Source organism: Pseudomonas marginalis (assembly GCF_008692035.1).
In the GTDB taxonomy this organism is placed as follows: Bacteria; Pseudomonadota; Gammaproteobacteria; order Pseudomonadales; family Pseudomonadaceae; genus Aquipseudomonas; species Aquipseudomonas marginalis.
Genome location: NZ_VTFG01000001.1, coordinates 1,717,234 through 1,733,053, shown reverse-complemented (window position 1 = coordinate 1,733,053; position 15,820 = coordinate 1,717,234). Strand labels below are relative to the sequence as shown.

Annotated in this window: 15 protein-coding genes; 3 read left to right on the top strand and 12 right to left on the bottom strand. The window is 62.3% G+C overall.

The features are described 5' to 3' along the window. Positions 1-34: 34 nt before the first annotated feature. The 7 genes from FX984_RS07740 to ctlX form a co-directional block, all read right to left on the bottom strand. A complete protein-coding gene (locus tag FX984_RS07740; RefSeq protein WP_053138651.1) occupies positions 35-532 on the bottom strand; it encodes an Lrp/AsnC family transcriptional regulator in 498 nt (165 codons plus the stop codon). A gap of 5 nt (positions 533-537) precedes the next feature. Further along, entirely contained in the window at positions 538-1,368 is an 831-nt protein-coding gene (locus FX984_RS07735; protein ID WP_027606178.1) for an ABC transporter ATP-binding protein, read from the bottom strand. 3 nt (positions 1,369-1,371) lie between these two features. Beyond that, the gene (locus FX984_RS07730; RefSeq protein WP_027606179.1) at positions 1,372-2,085 is read right to left on the bottom strand and encodes an ABC transporter permease; all 714 of its coding nucleotides are present in this window, start codon (positions 2,083-2,085) and stop codon (positions 1,372-1,374) included. Further along, entirely contained in the window at positions 2,082-2,783 is a 702-nt protein-coding gene (locus FX984_RS07725) for an ABC transporter permease (RefSeq protein WP_027606180.1), read from the bottom strand. The genes FX984_RS07730 and FX984_RS07725 overlap by 4 nt, the downstream gene beginning before the upstream one ends. A 137-nt stretch (positions 2,784-2,920) precedes the next feature. Next, complete coding sequence (locus FX984_RS07720) at positions 2,921-3,700, bottom strand: ABC transporter substrate-binding protein (protein WP_027606181.1); 780 nt, start codon at positions 3,698-3,700, stop codon at positions 2,921-2,923. 257 nt (positions 3,701-3,957) lie between these two features. After that, positions 3,958-5,004, bottom strand: coding sequence for an ornithine cyclodeaminase (gene ocd / locus FX984_RS07715; RefSeq protein ID WP_027606182.1), 1,047 nt, complete (start codon positions 5,002-5,004; stop codon positions 3,958-3,960). An 11-nt stretch (positions 5,005-5,015) separates the two neighbouring features. Beyond that, positions 5,016-5,942: a citrulline utilization hydrolase CtlX gene (ctlX, locus tag FX984_RS07710; RefSeq protein WP_065948429.1), complete on the bottom strand. Its 927-nt coding sequence runs from the start codon at positions 5,940-5,942 to the stop codon at positions 5,016-5,018. 288 nt (positions 5,943-6,230) lie between these two features. Here ctlX and FX984_RS07705 point away from each other — a divergent pair, with 288 nt between their 5' ends. Then, positions 6,231-7,124 (top strand): GNAT family acetyltransferase, encoded by an 894-nt coding sequence (locus FX984_RS07705; protein ID WP_081744436.1) that lies wholly within the window; start codon positions 6,231-6,233, stop codon positions 7,122-7,124. Between the two features lie 128 nt (positions 7,125-7,252). On the opposite strand, the gene FX984_RS07700 is transcribed toward FX984_RS07705, so the two are convergent. From FX984_RS07700 to FX984_RS07680, 5 genes are all read right to left on the bottom strand, one after another. Next, positions 7,253-8,272 (bottom strand): branched-chain amino acid aminotransferase, encoded by a 1,020-nt coding sequence (locus FX984_RS07700; RefSeq protein ID WP_027606184.1) that lies wholly within the window; start codon positions 8,270-8,272, stop codon positions 7,253-7,255. Positions 8,273-8,375: 103 nt separating this feature from the next. Then, complete coding sequence (gene lpdA, locus FX984_RS07695; RefSeq protein ID WP_146477047.1) at positions 8,376-9,755, bottom strand: dihydrolipoyl dehydrogenase; 1,380 nt, start codon at positions 9,753-9,755, stop codon at positions 8,376-8,378. A gap of 4 nt (positions 9,756-9,759) precedes the next feature. Then, positions 9,760-11,016, bottom strand: a complete 1,257-nt coding sequence (locus FX984_RS07690; RefSeq protein WP_027606186.1) for a dihydrolipoamide acetyltransferase family protein — start codon at positions 11,014-11,016, stop codon at positions 9,760-9,762. Then, entirely contained in the window at positions 11,017-12,075 is a 1,059-nt protein-coding gene (locus FX984_RS07685; protein ID WP_027606187.1) for an alpha-ketoacid dehydrogenase subunit beta, read from the bottom strand. It lies immediately after the preceding gene. A 1-nt stretch (position 12,076) separates the two neighbouring features. Further along, positions 12,077-13,312 carry a 3-methyl-2-oxobutanoate dehydrogenase (2-methylpropanoyl-transferring) subunit alpha gene (locus FX984_RS07680; protein ID WP_098479110.1) on the bottom strand — a complete coding sequence of 412 codons (1,236 nt, stop codon included), beginning with the start codon at positions 13,310-13,312 and terminating at the stop codon, positions 12,077-12,079. A gap of 195 nt (positions 13,313-13,507) precedes the next feature. On the opposite strand from FX984_RS07680, the gene FX984_RS07675 reads away from it, so the two are divergent. Next, positions 13,508-13,990: an Lrp/AsnC family transcriptional regulator gene (locus tag FX984_RS07675; protein ID WP_027606189.1), complete on the top strand. Its 483-nt coding sequence runs from the start codon at positions 13,508-13,510 to the stop codon at positions 13,988-13,990. Positions 13,991-14,166: 176 nt separating this feature from the next. Next, positions 14,167-15,792: a methyl-accepting chemotaxis protein gene (locus FX984_RS07670; RefSeq protein WP_043293589.1), complete on the top strand. Its 1,626-nt coding sequence runs from the start codon at positions 14,167-14,169 to the stop codon at positions 15,790-15,792. Positions 15,793-15,820: the final 28 nt, after the last annotated feature.

Genomic DNA, 15,820 nt, shown 5'->3' with positions numbered 1-15,820 from the left:
CCACATTCGACCTCATTGGCTTGGCGAGTGGGGCTCAGGCCAGTTCGATGGCGGTATTTTTCACCACCGCCAACTCCGGATGCGCCACCAACTTATCGATGTGCAGCTCATCATTGTTCAGCCAGATCTCCGATACCACCCGGTAGTGCTCCATATCCCGGCAGCGCATGCGCAGGCTGTAGTCGAACGGCCCGCTGATCAACTGGCATTCGAACACCTGGGGGCACGCCTTCATACAGGCTTCGAAAGCCTTTTGCGCCGAGCGCCCGCTCTGGTTGGACAAGGCCACCAGCACCAGCAGCGACAGCCCGGGCGAGACCATCTGCACATCGATGATCGCGCCGTACCCGCGAATCACCCCGCGTCGCTCCAGCTTGCGCACCCGCTCCAGGCAGGGCCTGGGGGTGAGGTGCACCAGTGACGAGAGCTTTTCATAGGTGATACGCCCCTGGTGGCGCAGCACTTCGATGATCGCCTCATCGATGCGATCCAGCGCAGGGGAGGTATGGGGTCCGTTGGCCTTGGTATCCATGGGTTTCACTTCAAACGGTTGGAAAGAAATTGCTGCAAGCGCTCGCTGTTGGGGTGGTCGAGGATCTCGGCGCCGCCTTGTTCCTCGACTCGGCCTTGATGCAGGAACAGCACTTGGCTGGACACCTGGCGGGCAAAGCCCATTTCGTGGGTGACCATCAGCATGGTACGACCTTCCTCAGCTAACGTCTGTATGACTTTGAGGACTTCTCCTACAAGTTCGGGGTCGAGGGCGGAGGTGGGTTCATCGAACAGAATGATTTCCGGCTCCATCGCCAGGGCCCGCGCGATGGCCACGCGCTGTTGCTGGCCGCCGGACAGGAACGCCGGGTACTGATCGGCCACGCGGCCCGGCAGGCCGACCTTGTCGAGGTACATGCGCGCGCGTTTTTCCGCTTCGGCGGCACTTACCCCCAGCACCCGGCGCGGGGCCATGGTGATGTTTTCCAGCACGGTCATGTGGCTCCACAGGTTGAAGTGCTGGAACACCATGGCCAGGCGCGTGCGCAGGTTCTGCAATTGTTCCTGGTGCGGCGCGCGGGCGCCGGCGCGGCCCTGGCGCATTTCGATGCTGATGCCGTCCAGGGTGATGACGCCGGCGTCCGGCTGTTCGAGAAAGTTGATGCAGCGCAGCATCGTGCTTTTGCCCGAGCCGCTGGCGCCGATCAGGCTGATCACGTCGCCGTGGCGTGCGTTGAGGGACACACCCTTGAGCACTTCGTGTTCGCCGTAGCGTTTATGGATGCCCTCGACCTGCAGCTTGACGGCAGCAGTTGCCGCCTGGGTAACGGGTACATCGACAGGATAAGTGGCCAGGGCCTGCGCGGACTGATTCATGGGTTAGCCTCGGGTAGGAACAAGAAAACGCATCCAGCGACGTTCGGCCAGTCGGAACAGGCCCACCAGTGCAAAGGACAGCAGCATGTAGAGCAGGGCGGCGATGCCGAAGGCCTGGAACGTCAGGAACGTCTCGGCATTGGCATCGCGCGCCACCTTGAGGATGTCGGCGACGGTGGCGGTAAACGCCAGCGACGTGGCGTGCAGCATCAGGATCATTTCATTGCTGTAGGCCGGCAGTGCCCGGCGCAGTGCGGCAGGCACCACCACAAACAGGTTGAGGCGCCAGCCGTGCAGGCCATAGGCGCGGGCCGCTTCGAGTTCGCCGTGGGGAATGTTGCGGATCGCCCCGGCGAAGATTTCCACGGTGTAGGCGCAGGTGTTGAGCACAAAGGCCAGCAGGGTGCAGTTGAGGGCATTGCGGAAAAACTGGTTGAGCAGGGCGTTGTCCTGCACCACCTCCAGGCTGTACAGCCCGGTGTAGCAAATCAGCAATTGGATATACAGCGGCGTGCCGCGAAACAGATAGGTGTAGACCTCCACCGGCCAGCGCAGCCAGAAGTGCGCCGACACGCGGGCCAGCGCCAGCGGGATCGAGAGGAAAAACCCCAGCACCACCGAGATAATGAACAGCCACAAGGTCATGGCAACGCCGGACAACCCGGTGCCATCGCTGAACAGGTAGGCCACGCCGTATTGCTGGAACAGTTCGATCATCGCGCCATCCCCTTGATGCCGAGGTTATAGCGCCGTTCGAGGCGCTTGAAGATGCGGTTGGAGAGGGTGGTGATCACCAGGTACACCAGGCCTGCGAGGATCAGGAAGTACAACGGCTCGTTGGTGGTCTTGCCGGCGTTCTGCGCGGCCTTGACCAGGTCCGACAGGCCAATGATCGACACCAGCGCCGTGGACTTGAGCAGCACCAGCCAGTTATTGCCCAGGCCCGGCAGGGCAAAGCGCATCAGCTGCGGGAACAGCACCAGGTGAAAACGCTGCCAGCGGCTCAGGCCGTAGGCGGTGGCGGCTTCGAGTTGGCCGACCGGCACACTGAGGATCGCACCGCGAAAGTTCTCGGTGAAATACGCGCCGTAGATAAACCCCAGGGTGATGACCCCGGCGGTAAACGGGTCGATTTCAAAGTAGTCCCAGCCGAACACTTCGCTCAGGTCGTTGAGCCACAGTTGCAGGCTGTAGAAAATCAGCAGGATCAGCACCAGGTCCGGCACGCTGCGGATCAGCGTGGTGTACAGCGTGGCCGGCACCCGCAGCCATTGGGCGCTGGACAGTTTTGCGCCGGCGGCGATCAGGCCCAGGGCGAGGCTCAGGGCCAGCGCCAGGAGCGCCAGCTTGACCGTCATCCAGGCACCCTGGGCGAGCATCGGGCCGTAGCCTTGCAGGTTGAGGAGTTCGTTCATGGGGAGATCTCTAAAGGGCGCAGACATACCCCTGTGGGAGGGGGCTTGCTCCCGATGAGGGCGTGCCAGTCGACACCTGTATTGACTGACCCGCAGCTATCGGGAGCAAGCCCCTTCCCACAAGGGATTGTGTTGGCTTATTCGTTGTAGATGTCTTGATCGCCGAAGTATTTCTTCTGGATCTGTGCGTAGGTGCCATCGGCCTGGACGGCGGCGATGCCTTTGTTGATCAGCGCACGCAAGTCCTGGTCGTTCTTGCGCAGGCCCATGGCGATGTCCAGGGGCAGGGTCGGGTCCTTGAAGGCCGGGCCGGTCTTGAAGTCGGCGCCTTCAGGCTTGGACAGGAAGTTGAGCTGGGCTTCGAGCTTGTCGGTCAGGGTGGCGTCGAGACGGCCGTTCTGCAGGTCGGCGTAGTTCTGTTCCTGGGACTGGTACGCCTTGATCTGCGCGCCCAGCCTGGCCAGGTGCGCGCGGGCATAGGCTTCCTGCAACGAACCTTGCAGCACGCCGACCTGTTTGCCTTTCAACGATTCCGGGGTGTCGCCGAAGTCGGCGTTTTTGCGCGTGATCACCGACGTGGGGCTGAGGAACAGGCGGTCGGTGAAGTCGATGACTTTCTCGCGCGCCGGGGTCACGGCCATGGACGACATGATCGCGTCGAACTTGCGCGCGCGCAGGGCCGGGATCATGCCGTCGAATTCGTTGTGCACCCAGGTGCATTTGACCTCGAGCTTGGCGCAGATGGCGTTGCCCAATTCGATATCGAAGCCTTGCAGGCTACCGTCGGCGGCCACGGATTCAAACGGGGGGTACTCGGGGAATACGCCGAAGCGGATTTCTTTCCAATCCTGGGCGTGGGCGGCGCTGGCGCACAGTGGCAACAGCAACGCAGCGAAGAGTGATCGCAGTGGAGTCATGTGTCAGTCCCTATATTTTGTAATTGATGTCAGGGCAGTAGAAAGGGTGCAGCGTGCATGCATTCGGTGACTCTTTGGTCGGGCTCAGAATGCTTCATGATGGTGCGTTTTTTGTGTCGTTTACCCGGTGCTCAAAGCGCAAATTGCGCTGTTAAAACACGCAATGCAGCGGAATCGGCTGTGACACCCGCTGAATCGGCTTTTGAGCCCTGGAAATCCGACCTGCCCATGGCGCAAAGGGGCAGGCCAGAGCGGTCTCAGGCGCGCTTTTTATGCTGTGCTCGAGGCTGTTGGGCCAGGCGCGCGAACAAGTCCTTGGGGTCGGCCAGGTCCGGCACCAGTTCCAGTTCGCTGCCGACATCCAGGGCCTTGGCCACGTCCAGCACATAGCGCAGGGCCGAGTAGTCTTCGATGGCAAAGCCCACCGAGTCGAACAGGGTGACCTGGCGCTCATGCTCGCGGCCGGCGACCTGGCCGTTGATGACCTGCCACAACTCGGTCACCGGCGAGTCTTCCGGCATGTGCTGGATTTCACCTTCGATGCGGCTTTGCGGTTCGTACTCGACGATCACACGGGCGCGCTCGACGATGCGGCGGTCCAGCTCGGTCTTGCCTGGGCAGTCGCCGCCCACGGCGTTGAGGTGCATGCCGGGCTCGATCATGTCGTCGGTGAGGATGGTCGCGTAGGCCTTGTCGGCGGTGACGGTGGTGACGATGTCTGCGCCCTTGACCGCTTCGGCCACGCTGCCGGCCAGGATCACCTTGATTGCCGGGAACGCCTTGAGGTTGGCTGCCAGCTTGGCGGTGGCCCTGGCGTCGATGTCGAACAGGCGGATCTCGTTGATGCCGAGCATGGCGTGGAAGGCCAGGGCCTGGAATTCGCTCTGGGAGCCGTTGCCGATCAACGCCATGCTGCGGCTGTTGGCGCGGGCCAGGTAGCGGGCCACCAGGGCCGACGTGGCGGCGGTACGAATGGCAGTGGTCAGGGTCATTTCCGCCAGCAGCACCGGTTTGCCGGTGTCGACGTCACCGAGGGCACCAAAGGCCATTACGGTGAGCATGCCGGCCAAGGTGTTCTTCGGGTGGCCGTTGACGTACTTGAAGGCGTACAGCGAGGCGTCGGACACCGGCATCAACTCGATCACGCCATCCGGCGAGTGGTTGGCCAGGCGTGCGCATTTTTCAAAGTCCTGCCAGCGCAGGTAGTCGGCGCGGATGTACTCGGCCATCTCGGTGATGCAGGTGTGCAGGCCTTTTTGCGAAACCAGATAGCTGAGGTCGTTGACGTCGATATAGCGGGTCATGGCAAGACTCCTTATTGAAATGAGGGACGGGCGGGCAGGTGCACTTCTGCCAGCATGCAGCGGGCACTGCCGCCGCCGATGCGTTCGATATTGTCGATGTTCACCACCACCGGCCGGGTGTGGCGCTCCACATGCCGGCGCTGGGCCGGTTGCAGCGCGCCCCAGGCACTGGCAGACATCACCAGCAGCGGCTGGCCGTCGCGGTCGTGGACTTCGAGCATGTTGCCGGCGAAGGCTTCGAGCTGGTCGAAGTCGAGGCCGAGGATGTCTTTGCCGGTGTCGCGCAGCGAGCGTTCCAGGGCCTGGCGTTCGTCGGCGTCGGGCAACGCTTGCAGGCACACCACCGAAAGGTCGCGGCCGACGCTCATCATCACGTTGCTGTGGTAGATCGGTGCGTGGTGGCGGTCGACGGCGTGGAAGACGCAGAGCCGGTAGTCGAGGCGTTCGGCAAACTGGCGCAACGCGTCGTGGTGGGTGCGCCCGGAGTGGCAGGCGTAGCTGATGCGGTGCTGGCGGTCGAGGACCATGCTGCCGGTGCCTTCGAGGAAAATGTTCTGTTGTTCGAGGTGGCTGAGGTCGATGGTGTCCTTGATCGCAAAGCGCTGCTCCAGCACTTGCAGCACGCCTTTGTTGCGCTCCAGTCGTCGGTTCTGGCCTTCCATCGGGTACAGCACCAGGCTGCCGTCGGCGTGGCTGCTCCACCAGTTGTTGGGGAAGATCGAGTCGGGTGTGTGGGGCGCCGGAGTGTCTTGCACCACCAGCACTTCCACGCCGTGCCGGCGCAGGGTGTCGACATAGCCGTCGAACTCTTCCAGCGCTTTCTGCTGTGCACTGAGCGGGTCGAGGGGCGGGCGTTGGAAACGGTTGTTGATCGCGGTATCCGGGTTGAAGGCAAAGCGCGCCGGACGAATCATCAGGACGGTGTTGGTGGTTTGCATGGGTGCACGAATCCATGGGGTTGAGCAGTGGGGCTATTTTGTTCGCTGTGGCAGGGGAATCCCGGCTGAAACCCAGGGGCGGCTCAGCCGGGAAAGCTGAAAAGGGGGGTGAGGCAGCCGAATCGGCTGTTGGAGCTGGAGCGCGGTCAAAATGTGGGAGGGGGGCTTGCCCCCGATTGCGGTATATCAGTCACTCAATCCATCAACTGGCACACCGCCATCGGGAGCAAGCCCCCTCCCGCATTGGTACAGTGGCGACTGTAATAACGCCGTCAGCCAGGAGGAATCATGTCTACCGTCGTACGTCTTGCCCAATCCGAGGATGCCGAAGGGATCAGCCAGGTCATCCTGGCGGCCTTGCACAGCAGCAATGCGCGGGACTATCCGGCGGATGTGATTGCCCGGGTGGCCAGCAACTTCACCCCGGACGCGGTGCTCGACCTGCTCAAGCGCCGTGTGGTGCTGGTGGCGGTCCAGGACGGGGTGATCGTCGCCACGGCGGCCCTGGATGCCAATGTGGTGCGTTCGGTGTTCGTCAACCCTACGCTGCAAGGGCAGGGCATTGGCCGGTTGCTGATGATTGAAATCGAACTGCGCGCGCGGGAAGCGGGGGTGACGACGCTGAGTGTGCCGTCTTCGCTGACCGCCGAGCCGTTCTACACCAGGCTGGGTTTTCACACGGTACGCGACGTCTACCACGGCAATGAGCGCACGTTGGTGATGGAAAAGGCGCTGTTGTCGCGCCATCCCATCGGTCCGTATCGCGACCGCCAGCACCGCGGGCAAGTGGTGGCGTTATGGCAGGAGGCGTTTGGGTATGACACGGCGCATAACCTGCCGACCCTGGCGATCGATAAGAAACTGGCGGTCAATGACGGGCTGTTTTTTGTGGCGACGGACAAAAAGACTGTCATCGGGACGGTGCTTGCCGGCTACGACGGTCATCGCGGCTGGTTGTACTCGGTGGCCGTGCACCCTGGCTATCGACGTCATGGCCTCGGTTCCTCGCTGGTGCGGCATGCGGAACAGGCCCTGACGGCCCTGGGCTGCATGAAGATCAACCTGCAGATCACCGGTGGCAATGAGGCGGTGGTGGGGTTCTATGAGGCGCTGGGGTATGGGGTGGAGCCGAGGATCAGCATGGGCAAGAAGATTGCCGAGAATATCCCGGCTCAATCCTGAGGACACCGGAGAGCAAATGTGGGAGGGGGCTTGCCCCCGATGTCGGTGTATCAGTCAACAGATTCATTGACTGACCCACTGCCATCGGGGTGCAAGCCCCCTCCCACATGGGATATGCATTGAGGCTGTTAGACCTTAACGATCCAACCCGCTGGCGCTTCGACGTCGCCGGTCTGCACGCCGGTCAGCTCTTTGTAGAGCTTCTGGGTGATCGGGCCGACTTCGGTCTCGCTGTGGAACACATGCAACTGGCCGTTGTACTGGATACCGCCGATCGGCGAGATCACTGCCGCAGTCCCGCAGGCACCGGCTTCCTTGAACTGATCCAGCTTGTCGATGAATACCTCGCCTTCGACCACTTCCAGGCCCAGGCGGGTCTGGGCCAGTTCGATCAGCGACAGGCGGGTGATGCCTGGCAGCACCGAAGGTGACTTCGGTGTGATGAACTTGTTGTCGTGGGTGATCCCGAAGAAGTTGGCCGAGCCGACTTCTTCGATTTTCGAGTGGGTCATCGGGTCCAGGTAGATCGCATCGGCGAAACCGGATTTCTTCGCTTCCGAGCCCGGCATCAGGCTGGCGGCGTAGTTGCCACCGACCTTGGCGGCACCGGTGCCCTGTGGGGCGGCGCGGTCGAAGGTGGAGATCTGGAAGTTGTGCGGCACCAGGCCGCCCTTGAAGTAGGCGCCGACCGGGATGCAGAACACCGAGAAGATGAACTCCGGTGCGGTGCGCACGCCGATGTTGTCACCGGTGCCGATCACGAACGGGCGCAGGTACAGCGCGCCGCCGCTGCCGTACGGCGGGATGAACCGCTCGTTGGCCTTGACCACTTGCTTGCACGCGTCGATGAACGCGTCGGTCGGGACGTGGGGCATCAGCAGGCGGGCGCAGCTGCGCTGCATGCGCGCGGCGTTCTGGTCCGGGCGGAACAGGTTGATCGAGCCGTCCTTGCAGCGGTAGGCCTTGAGGCCTTCGAAGCACTGTTGGCCGTAGTGCAGGGCGGTAGAGCCCTCGCTGATGTGCAGCACGTTGTCGTCGGTCAGGGTGCCGGTTTGCCATTCGCCGTTTTTCCAGACCTGGAGAAACCGCTTGTCGGTCTTGATGTAGTCAAAACCCAGCTTGTCCCAATTGATGCTTTCGTTACCCATGACACCCTCTATCTTTGGTCAAGTCGGTTTTTTTCTGAATGGGCGCAACAATACTTCATTCCCGGGCCCGTTCGCATCCCCTGTAGCGCCCTCGCCACAAACGCTATAGGTGCAAGGCGTGGCCCAGGGCCCGCAGCGCAGCTTCCTGCACCGCCTCGCCAAGCGTCGGATGGGCGTGGATGCTGCCGGCCACGTCTTCCAGGCGTGCGCCCATTTCCAGGCTCAGGCCGAAGGCGGTGGACAGCTCGGACACGCCGGCGCCGACCGCCTGCCAGCCCACAATCAGGTGATTGTCCCGTCGCGCCACCACCCGCACGAAGCCGGTTTTCGACTCCAGGGTCATTGCACGGCCGTTGGCGGCGAACGGGAAACTCGACACGATGCAGTCCAGGCCGGCGGCCTTGGCGTCGTCGGGCGTCTTGCCGACCACCACCAGTTCCGGGTCGGTAAAGCACACCGCCGGGATCGCCGCCGGGTTGAATTCGCGGGATTGACCGCTGATCAGTTCGGCGACCATTTCGCCCTGGGCCATGGCGCGGTGCGCCAGCATCGGCTCGCCGCTAAGGTCGCCGATGGCATACACGTTGCGCATGCTGGTCTGGCAGCGGCTGTCGATCCTGATCGCCGCGCCGTTCATCTCCAGGTTCAGCGCCTCAAGGTTCCAACCCTGGGTGTTGGGTTTGCGACCAACGGCAACCAGCACCTGATCGGTTGTCAGCAACAGGATGTCGCCATTCGGGTCGCGTACTTGCAGGCTGCCATCGGCAAAACCCGTGACGCTGTGCTTGAGGTACAGCTTCACGCCCAATTGCTTGAGGGATTCGTGTACCGGTTGCGTCAGCTCGGCGTCGTAGGCCGGCAGGATGCGGTCCTGGGCCTCGACCACACTCACGTCGGCGCCGAGCTTGCGATACGCAATCCCCAGCTCCAGGCCGATGTAGCCGCCGCCCACCACAATCAGGCGCTTGGGCACGCGGGTCGGGGCCAGGGCTTCGGTGGACGAGATGATCGGCCCGCCAATCGGCAGCATCGGCAGGTTGACGCTTGTCGAACCGGTGGCCAGCAGCAGGTGTTCGCACTGGATGCGCTGGTCGCCGACGTCGACGGTCTTGCCGTCCACCACCTTGGCCCAGCCATGGATCACCTGCACTTTGTGCTTTTTAAGCAGTGCGGCGACACCCGTGGTCAGGCGGTCGACGATGCCGTCTTTCCATTCCACGCTTTTGCGGATGTCCAGGGTCGGCACATCCACCTCGATTCCCAACCGGGAACCCTGGCTGTGATGCACGGTTTGCTGGAATTGCTCGGCCACGTGAATCAAGGCCTTGGACGGAATGCAGCCGATATTCAGGCAGGTGCCGCCCAACGCCTGGCCTTCCACCAGGATGGTCGGGATGCCCAGCTGGCCGGCACGAATGGCGGCCACATAACCGCCAGGGCCGCCGCCGATAATCAGCAGCGTGGTATGCAATGTCTGGGTCATGCCCTTACTCCAGGAACAGGCTGGCGGGTTGTTCGAGCAGGCCGCGAATGGCCTGGATGAATTGCGCCGCGTCCATGCCATCGACCACGCGGTGATCGAAGGAGCTGGAGAGGTTCATCATCTTGCGGATCACGATCTGGCCCTTGATCACCATCGGCCGCTCGACGATACGGTTGACGCCGACGATGGCCACCTCCGGCAGGTTCAGCACCGGGGTGCTGACGATGCCGCCCAGGGCGCCCAGGCTGGTCAGGGTAATGCTCGAACCGGACAGCTCATCGCGGCTGGCCTTGCCATTGCGTGCGGCAGTGGCCAAACGCGTGATTTCCTCGGCGTTGCCCCACAGGCTGCGCGCTTCGGCGTGACGCACCACCGGCACCATCAGGCCCACGTCGCTCTGGGTGGCGACGCCCACATGCACCGCGCCGAGGCGGGTGATGACCTGGGCTTCGTCGTCGTAGCGCGCGTTGATCTGCGGGAAGTCCCGCAGCGCCACGACCATGGCGCGCACGATAAACGGCAGCAACGTCAGCTTGCCGCGCGTGGCGCCGTGCTTGTCGTTGAGGTGCACGCGCAGCTCGTCGAGGGCGGTGACGTCGATCTCTTCCACATAGCTGAAGTGCGCGGCACGCCGGGTGGCGTCCTGCATGCGCTGGGCGATCTTGCGGCGCATGCCGATCACCGGGATCTGTTCTTCGTCGTTGCGTTCGGCGTAAGGGTTGGCTGCCGTCGAAGGCTTTGAAGCCCCTTGTTGCAGGTAGGCCTCGAGGTCTTCGTGCAGGATCCGCCCGGCCGGGCCGGAGCCCTGGACCAGGCGCAGTTGGATCCCGGCATCCAGCGCGTGCTTGCGCACGGCGGGGGAGGCCAGAGGGCGTTCGTCGGCATCGCGGGCCACGGGGGCCTGTGCGGCTGCCACCGGTGCGGGCTTGCTTTCGACCACCGGTGCCGGCTTGGCCTCGACAACGGCAGCCGCTTTCACCGGCTCCGCGGCTACCGGCACCTCCTTGGCATTGCCCGCGCCTTCGACTTCAATGCTGATCAGGATACTGCCCACCGCCATCACTTCACCCGGCTCGCCGCCGAGGGCAATCACCTTGCCATGGACCGGCGAGGGAATGTCCACCATCGCCTTGTCGGTCATCACATCCGCCAGCACCTGGTCTTCGACGACCATGTCGCCGACCTTCACATGCCACTGCGACAATTCAACTTCCGCGATGCCTTCGCCAATGTCCGGCATCTTGATAACGTGCGTGCCCATTCAGACCTCCATGACCCGTTTCAACGCCGCGCCCACTCGGGACGGGCCTGGGAAATACGCCCACTCCTGCGCGTGCGGGTAGGGGGTGTCCCAACCGGTGACGCGTTCGATCGGCGCTTCCAGGTGGTGGAAGCAATGCTCCTGCACCAGCGCCACCAACTCGGCACCAAAGCCGCAGGTACGGGTGGCTTCGTGCACCACCACGCAACGGCCGGTCTTCTTCACGGACTTGACGATGGTGTCCAGGTCCAGCGGCCACAGGCTGCGCAGGTCGATGACTTCGGCGTCGATGCCGGTTTCTTCGGCGGCGACCTGCGACACATACACCGTGGTGCCGTAGGTCAGCACAGTGACGGCCGAGCCCGGACGCACGATGGCGGCCACGTCCAGCGGCACCGTGTAGTAACCGTCCGGCACCTGGGCTTGCGGGTGTTTCGACCACGGCGTTACGGGGCGGTCGTGGTGGCCGTCGAACGGGCCGTTGTACAGGCGCTTGGGCTCGAGGAAGATCACCGGGTCATCGTTTTCGATGGAGGCAATCAGCAGGCCCTTGGCATCATAGGGGTTGGACGGCATGACCGTACGCAGGCCGCAGACCTGGGTGAACACCGCTTCGATGCTCTGGCTGTGGGTCTGGCCGCCGTAGATGCCGCCGCCGCAGGGCATGCGCATGGTCAAGGGCGCGGTGAACTGGCCGGCCGAGCGATAACGCAGGCGCGCGGCTTCGGAGATGATCTGGTCGGTGGCGGGGTAGACGTAGTCGGCGAACTGGATCTCGGCCACCGGGCGCAGGCCATAGGCACCCATGCCAACCGCCACGCCGACGATGCCGCTTTCCGATATCGGTGCGTCGAACACCCGCGAGCTGCCGTACTTGGTCTGCAAGCCTTCGGTGCAGCGGAACACGCCGCCGAAATAGCCGACGTCCTGGCCGAACACCACCACGTTGTCATCACGTTCAAGCATCACATCCATGGCCGAGCGCAGGGCCTGGATCATGGTCATGGTGGTGGTGGTCATGGCGGTTTCCAATTCGATGCTGTTGTTGTGATCGTTCATGTCAGATCCCCAACTCTTGACGCTGGCGCTTCAAGTGCTCCGGCATCTCTTTATAGACGTCTTCGAACATGGTCGCGGCGCTTGGGATCTGGCCACCGGCCAGGGTGCCGTACTGTTCGGCCTGTTTCTGCGCGGCGATCACCTCGGCTTCCAGTTCGGCACTGACCGCCGCGTGCTCCTCTTCGGACCACTGGCCAATCCTGATCAGGTGCTGCTTGAGGCGGGCAATCGGGTCGCCCAGCGGGAAGTGGCTCCAGTCGTCGGCGGGGCGGTATTTGGACGGATCGTCCGAGGTGGAGTGCGGGCCGGCGCGGTAGGTGACCCATTCGATCAGGGTTGGGCCGAGGTTACGGCGCGCGCGCTCGGCGGCCCAGGCGGAGGCGGCGTACACCGCGATAAAGTCGTTGCCGTCCACGCGCAGGGAGGCGATGCCGCAACCGACGCCGCGTCCGGCGAAGGTGGTGGCTTCACCACCGGCGATGGCCTGGAAGGTGGAGATGGCCCACTGGTTGTTGACCACGTTGAGAATCACCGGGGCGCGGTACACGTGGGCGAAGGTGAGGGCGGTGTGGAAGTCGGATTCGGCGGTGGCGCCGTCACCTATCCAGGCCGAGGCGATCTTGGTATCGCCCTTGATCGCCGAGGCCATGCCCCAGCCCACACCCTGTACGAATTGGGTGGCGAGGTTGCCGGAAATGGTGAAGAAGCCTGCGTCCTTGACCGAATACATGATCGGCAACTGGCGGCCCTTGAGCGGATCGCGCTCGTTGGACAGCAACTGGCAGATCAGGTCCACCAGCGGCACGTCGCGGGCCATCAGGATGCTTTGCTGGCGGTAGGTGGGGAAGCACATGTCGTCGATGTTCAAGGCCAGGGCCTGGGCGCTGCCGATGGCTTCTTCGCCAAGGCTCTGCATGTAGAACGACATTTTTTTCTGACGCTGGGCGACCACCATGCGGTTGTCGAAGATCCGCGTCTTGAGCATGGCGCGCATGCCTTTGCGCAGGATCTCCACGGGAACCCCTTCGGCCCACGGGCCCAGGGCCTGGCCCTGGTCGTCGAGCACGCGGATCAGGCCCTTGGCCAGGTCGGCGGTGTCGGCGGGTTCTACGTCGATGGCGGGTTTGCGCACCAGGCCGGCGTCGGTCAGGCGCAGGTAGGTAAAGTCGGTCTTGCAGCCTGGGCGGCCCGAGGGTTCGGGAACGTGCAGGCGCAGTGGGGCATACGGCTGATTCATGGCTTTCTACGCTCGATCTTGTGAATTTCTTGTAGTGGGCGCGCTAGCTGACAGTCAGTCTCCGGGTAAGAGAAATCTTGTCCTACAACAATCATAGGCGTGGCGTAGAAGAATATTTATCTGTGTTTCATTGCGCCCGCGATCATTTGCGGATAAAAAACCTGCATAAACATAATAAACAGGTGATTTTGTCTCATGCGCAAACTGGACCGTACCGATATCGGCATTCTCAACGCGCTGCAGGAGAATGCGCGGATTACCAACGCCGACCTGGCCCGCTCGGTCAACCTGTCGCCCACACCCTGTTTCAACCGGGTCAAGGCGATGGAGGAACTGGGCCTGATTCGCGAGCAAGTCACGCTGCTCGACGCCGATCTGCTGGGGCTGCACGTCAACGTGTTTATCCATGTGAGCCTGGAAAAGCAGAACGAGCTGGCGTTGCAGCAGTTCGAAGGCGCGATTTCCGACCGGCCCGAGGTGATGGAGTGCTACTTGATGGCCGGCGACCCGGACTATTTGATCCGGGTGTTGGTGCCGACGATCCAGTCGCTGGAGCGTTTCATGATGGACTTCCTGACCAAGGTGCCGGGTGTCGCCAACATCCGCTCGAGCTTTGCCCTCAAGCAAGTGCGCTACAAGACGGCGCTGCCATTGCCGCCGGGTGGGTTAATGGTTTGATTTCAATAGGGGCTGCACCGCTGATCCTGATAGTTAGCCAAGTAATAATCAGGGCGGGCTTTTTATTTTCAGTTAATGAAAAATTGCATCAGCGGTCACGTATTTTTCACACGTATTTCAACACATTGGCCCCATCAGGCCGTGAAGTTCGCGGCCCAGGAAAGGGGTAAGCCGCGATGTCCATGAGAGCCTTGAAGTTGAACTTCCGTACCACACTGTGTTTTGGCCTGGTGTGCCTTTTGCTGCTGATACAAGGGGCAATGACCCTGATAAAAGTCGATAAGGTCTATTCGTCGACGGTTGAAATCGAAACTAACTGGCTCCCCAGTATTCGGTTGGCGGGTGAAATAGATTCGGCGTTTTATAAACTTCGTCTCGATCTGCGTCGTTATGCCATGGATATCAGCCGCCAGGATCCGGCCTCCCTGGAAAAACTCAAGGCGACCCGTACCGAAGCCCTCGATGTTGCCGAACGCTATGGGCCGTTAGTCTCAGGCCCCGAAGAGCAAGCCAAGTACAACGAAGCATTAGCCAGCATCAAGAACTACAGCCAGAAGATGGACGAATTTCTTGCGCAAGCCTCCACCCTGTCCGCTGAACAGATGTCGACCTACCTGCGCGAAGTCAACGGGCCGATTGCCCTGGATGTGCAGCGTTCCATCAGCGAGTTGATCGCGTTGAATGAACGGGGCTCCAAGGCGGCGGTGCAGGTGGCTTCCAGCGAATATGACGCGGCGCGTCTGTTCACCTGGATATTGATGGCCGCCTCCTTGCTGATCACCGTCGTGGTAGCAAGCCTGTTTACCCGCAGCATCATTACTCCGGTGCGTGAATTGCTGGTATCGACCGGCAAGATTGCCGACGGCGATCTGCGCGTGGCGATTGCCATCAATGGCAATGACGAGTTGACCGCGTTGCAACGGTCCACCGCGTCCATGCAAATGAACCTGAAAAGTACCTTGCAGCACATCTCCGAGGCGTCCGGGCAATTGGCGGCGGCGGCGGAGGAGATGAGCGCCATCACCCGCGAGTCCAGTGCCGGTATTGAACGCCAAAGCATGGAAACCGATCAGGCCGCCACGGCGGTTAACCAAATGACGGCAGCAGTTGAAGAAGTGGCGCGCAATGCGGTGTCGGCGTCCCAGTCCACCCAGGACTCCCAACGCTCGGCCAAAGTGGGCCAGGAGCGTGTGACGCAAACCATCGCCTCCATCGAGAAACTCAGCGCCACGGTGCAGCAGACCGGCGTCGAAGTCGAAGGGCTGGCCAGGCAGGCCCAGGATATTGCCCGGGTGGTTGAAGTGATCCGCTCGATTGCCGAGCAAACCAACTTGCTGGCCTTGAACGCCGCCATTGAAGCCGCCAGGGCAGGGGAGCAGGGCCGGGGCTTTGCGGTGGTGGCCGACGAGGTGCGGGCCCTGGCCCACAGAACGCAGACCTCGACCCAGGAAATCGAGCAGATGATCGCGAAAATCCAGACGTGCTCCAGCGAAGCAGTGTCTTCCATGGCCCTCAACCGCAACGAAGCGGTGGACTCCTTGAAGATTGCCCATGAAGCGGGCCTGGCAATTACTCAGATCACCGAAGCCATTACCGATATCAATGACCGCAACCTGTTGATCGCCACGGCCTCCGAGGAACAGGCCCACGTGGCCCGTTCGGTGGACCAGAACCTGATCAGCATCCGTGATCTTTCCATCCAGAGTTCTTCGGCGGCCGGCCAGACCTCGATCGCCAGCCAGGAACTGTCGAGGCTGGCGGTGGACCTCAAGCAGATCGTGTCGAAATTTGCCGTAGCCTGATCACACCTGCGCAGCACCCCCGGGGCAT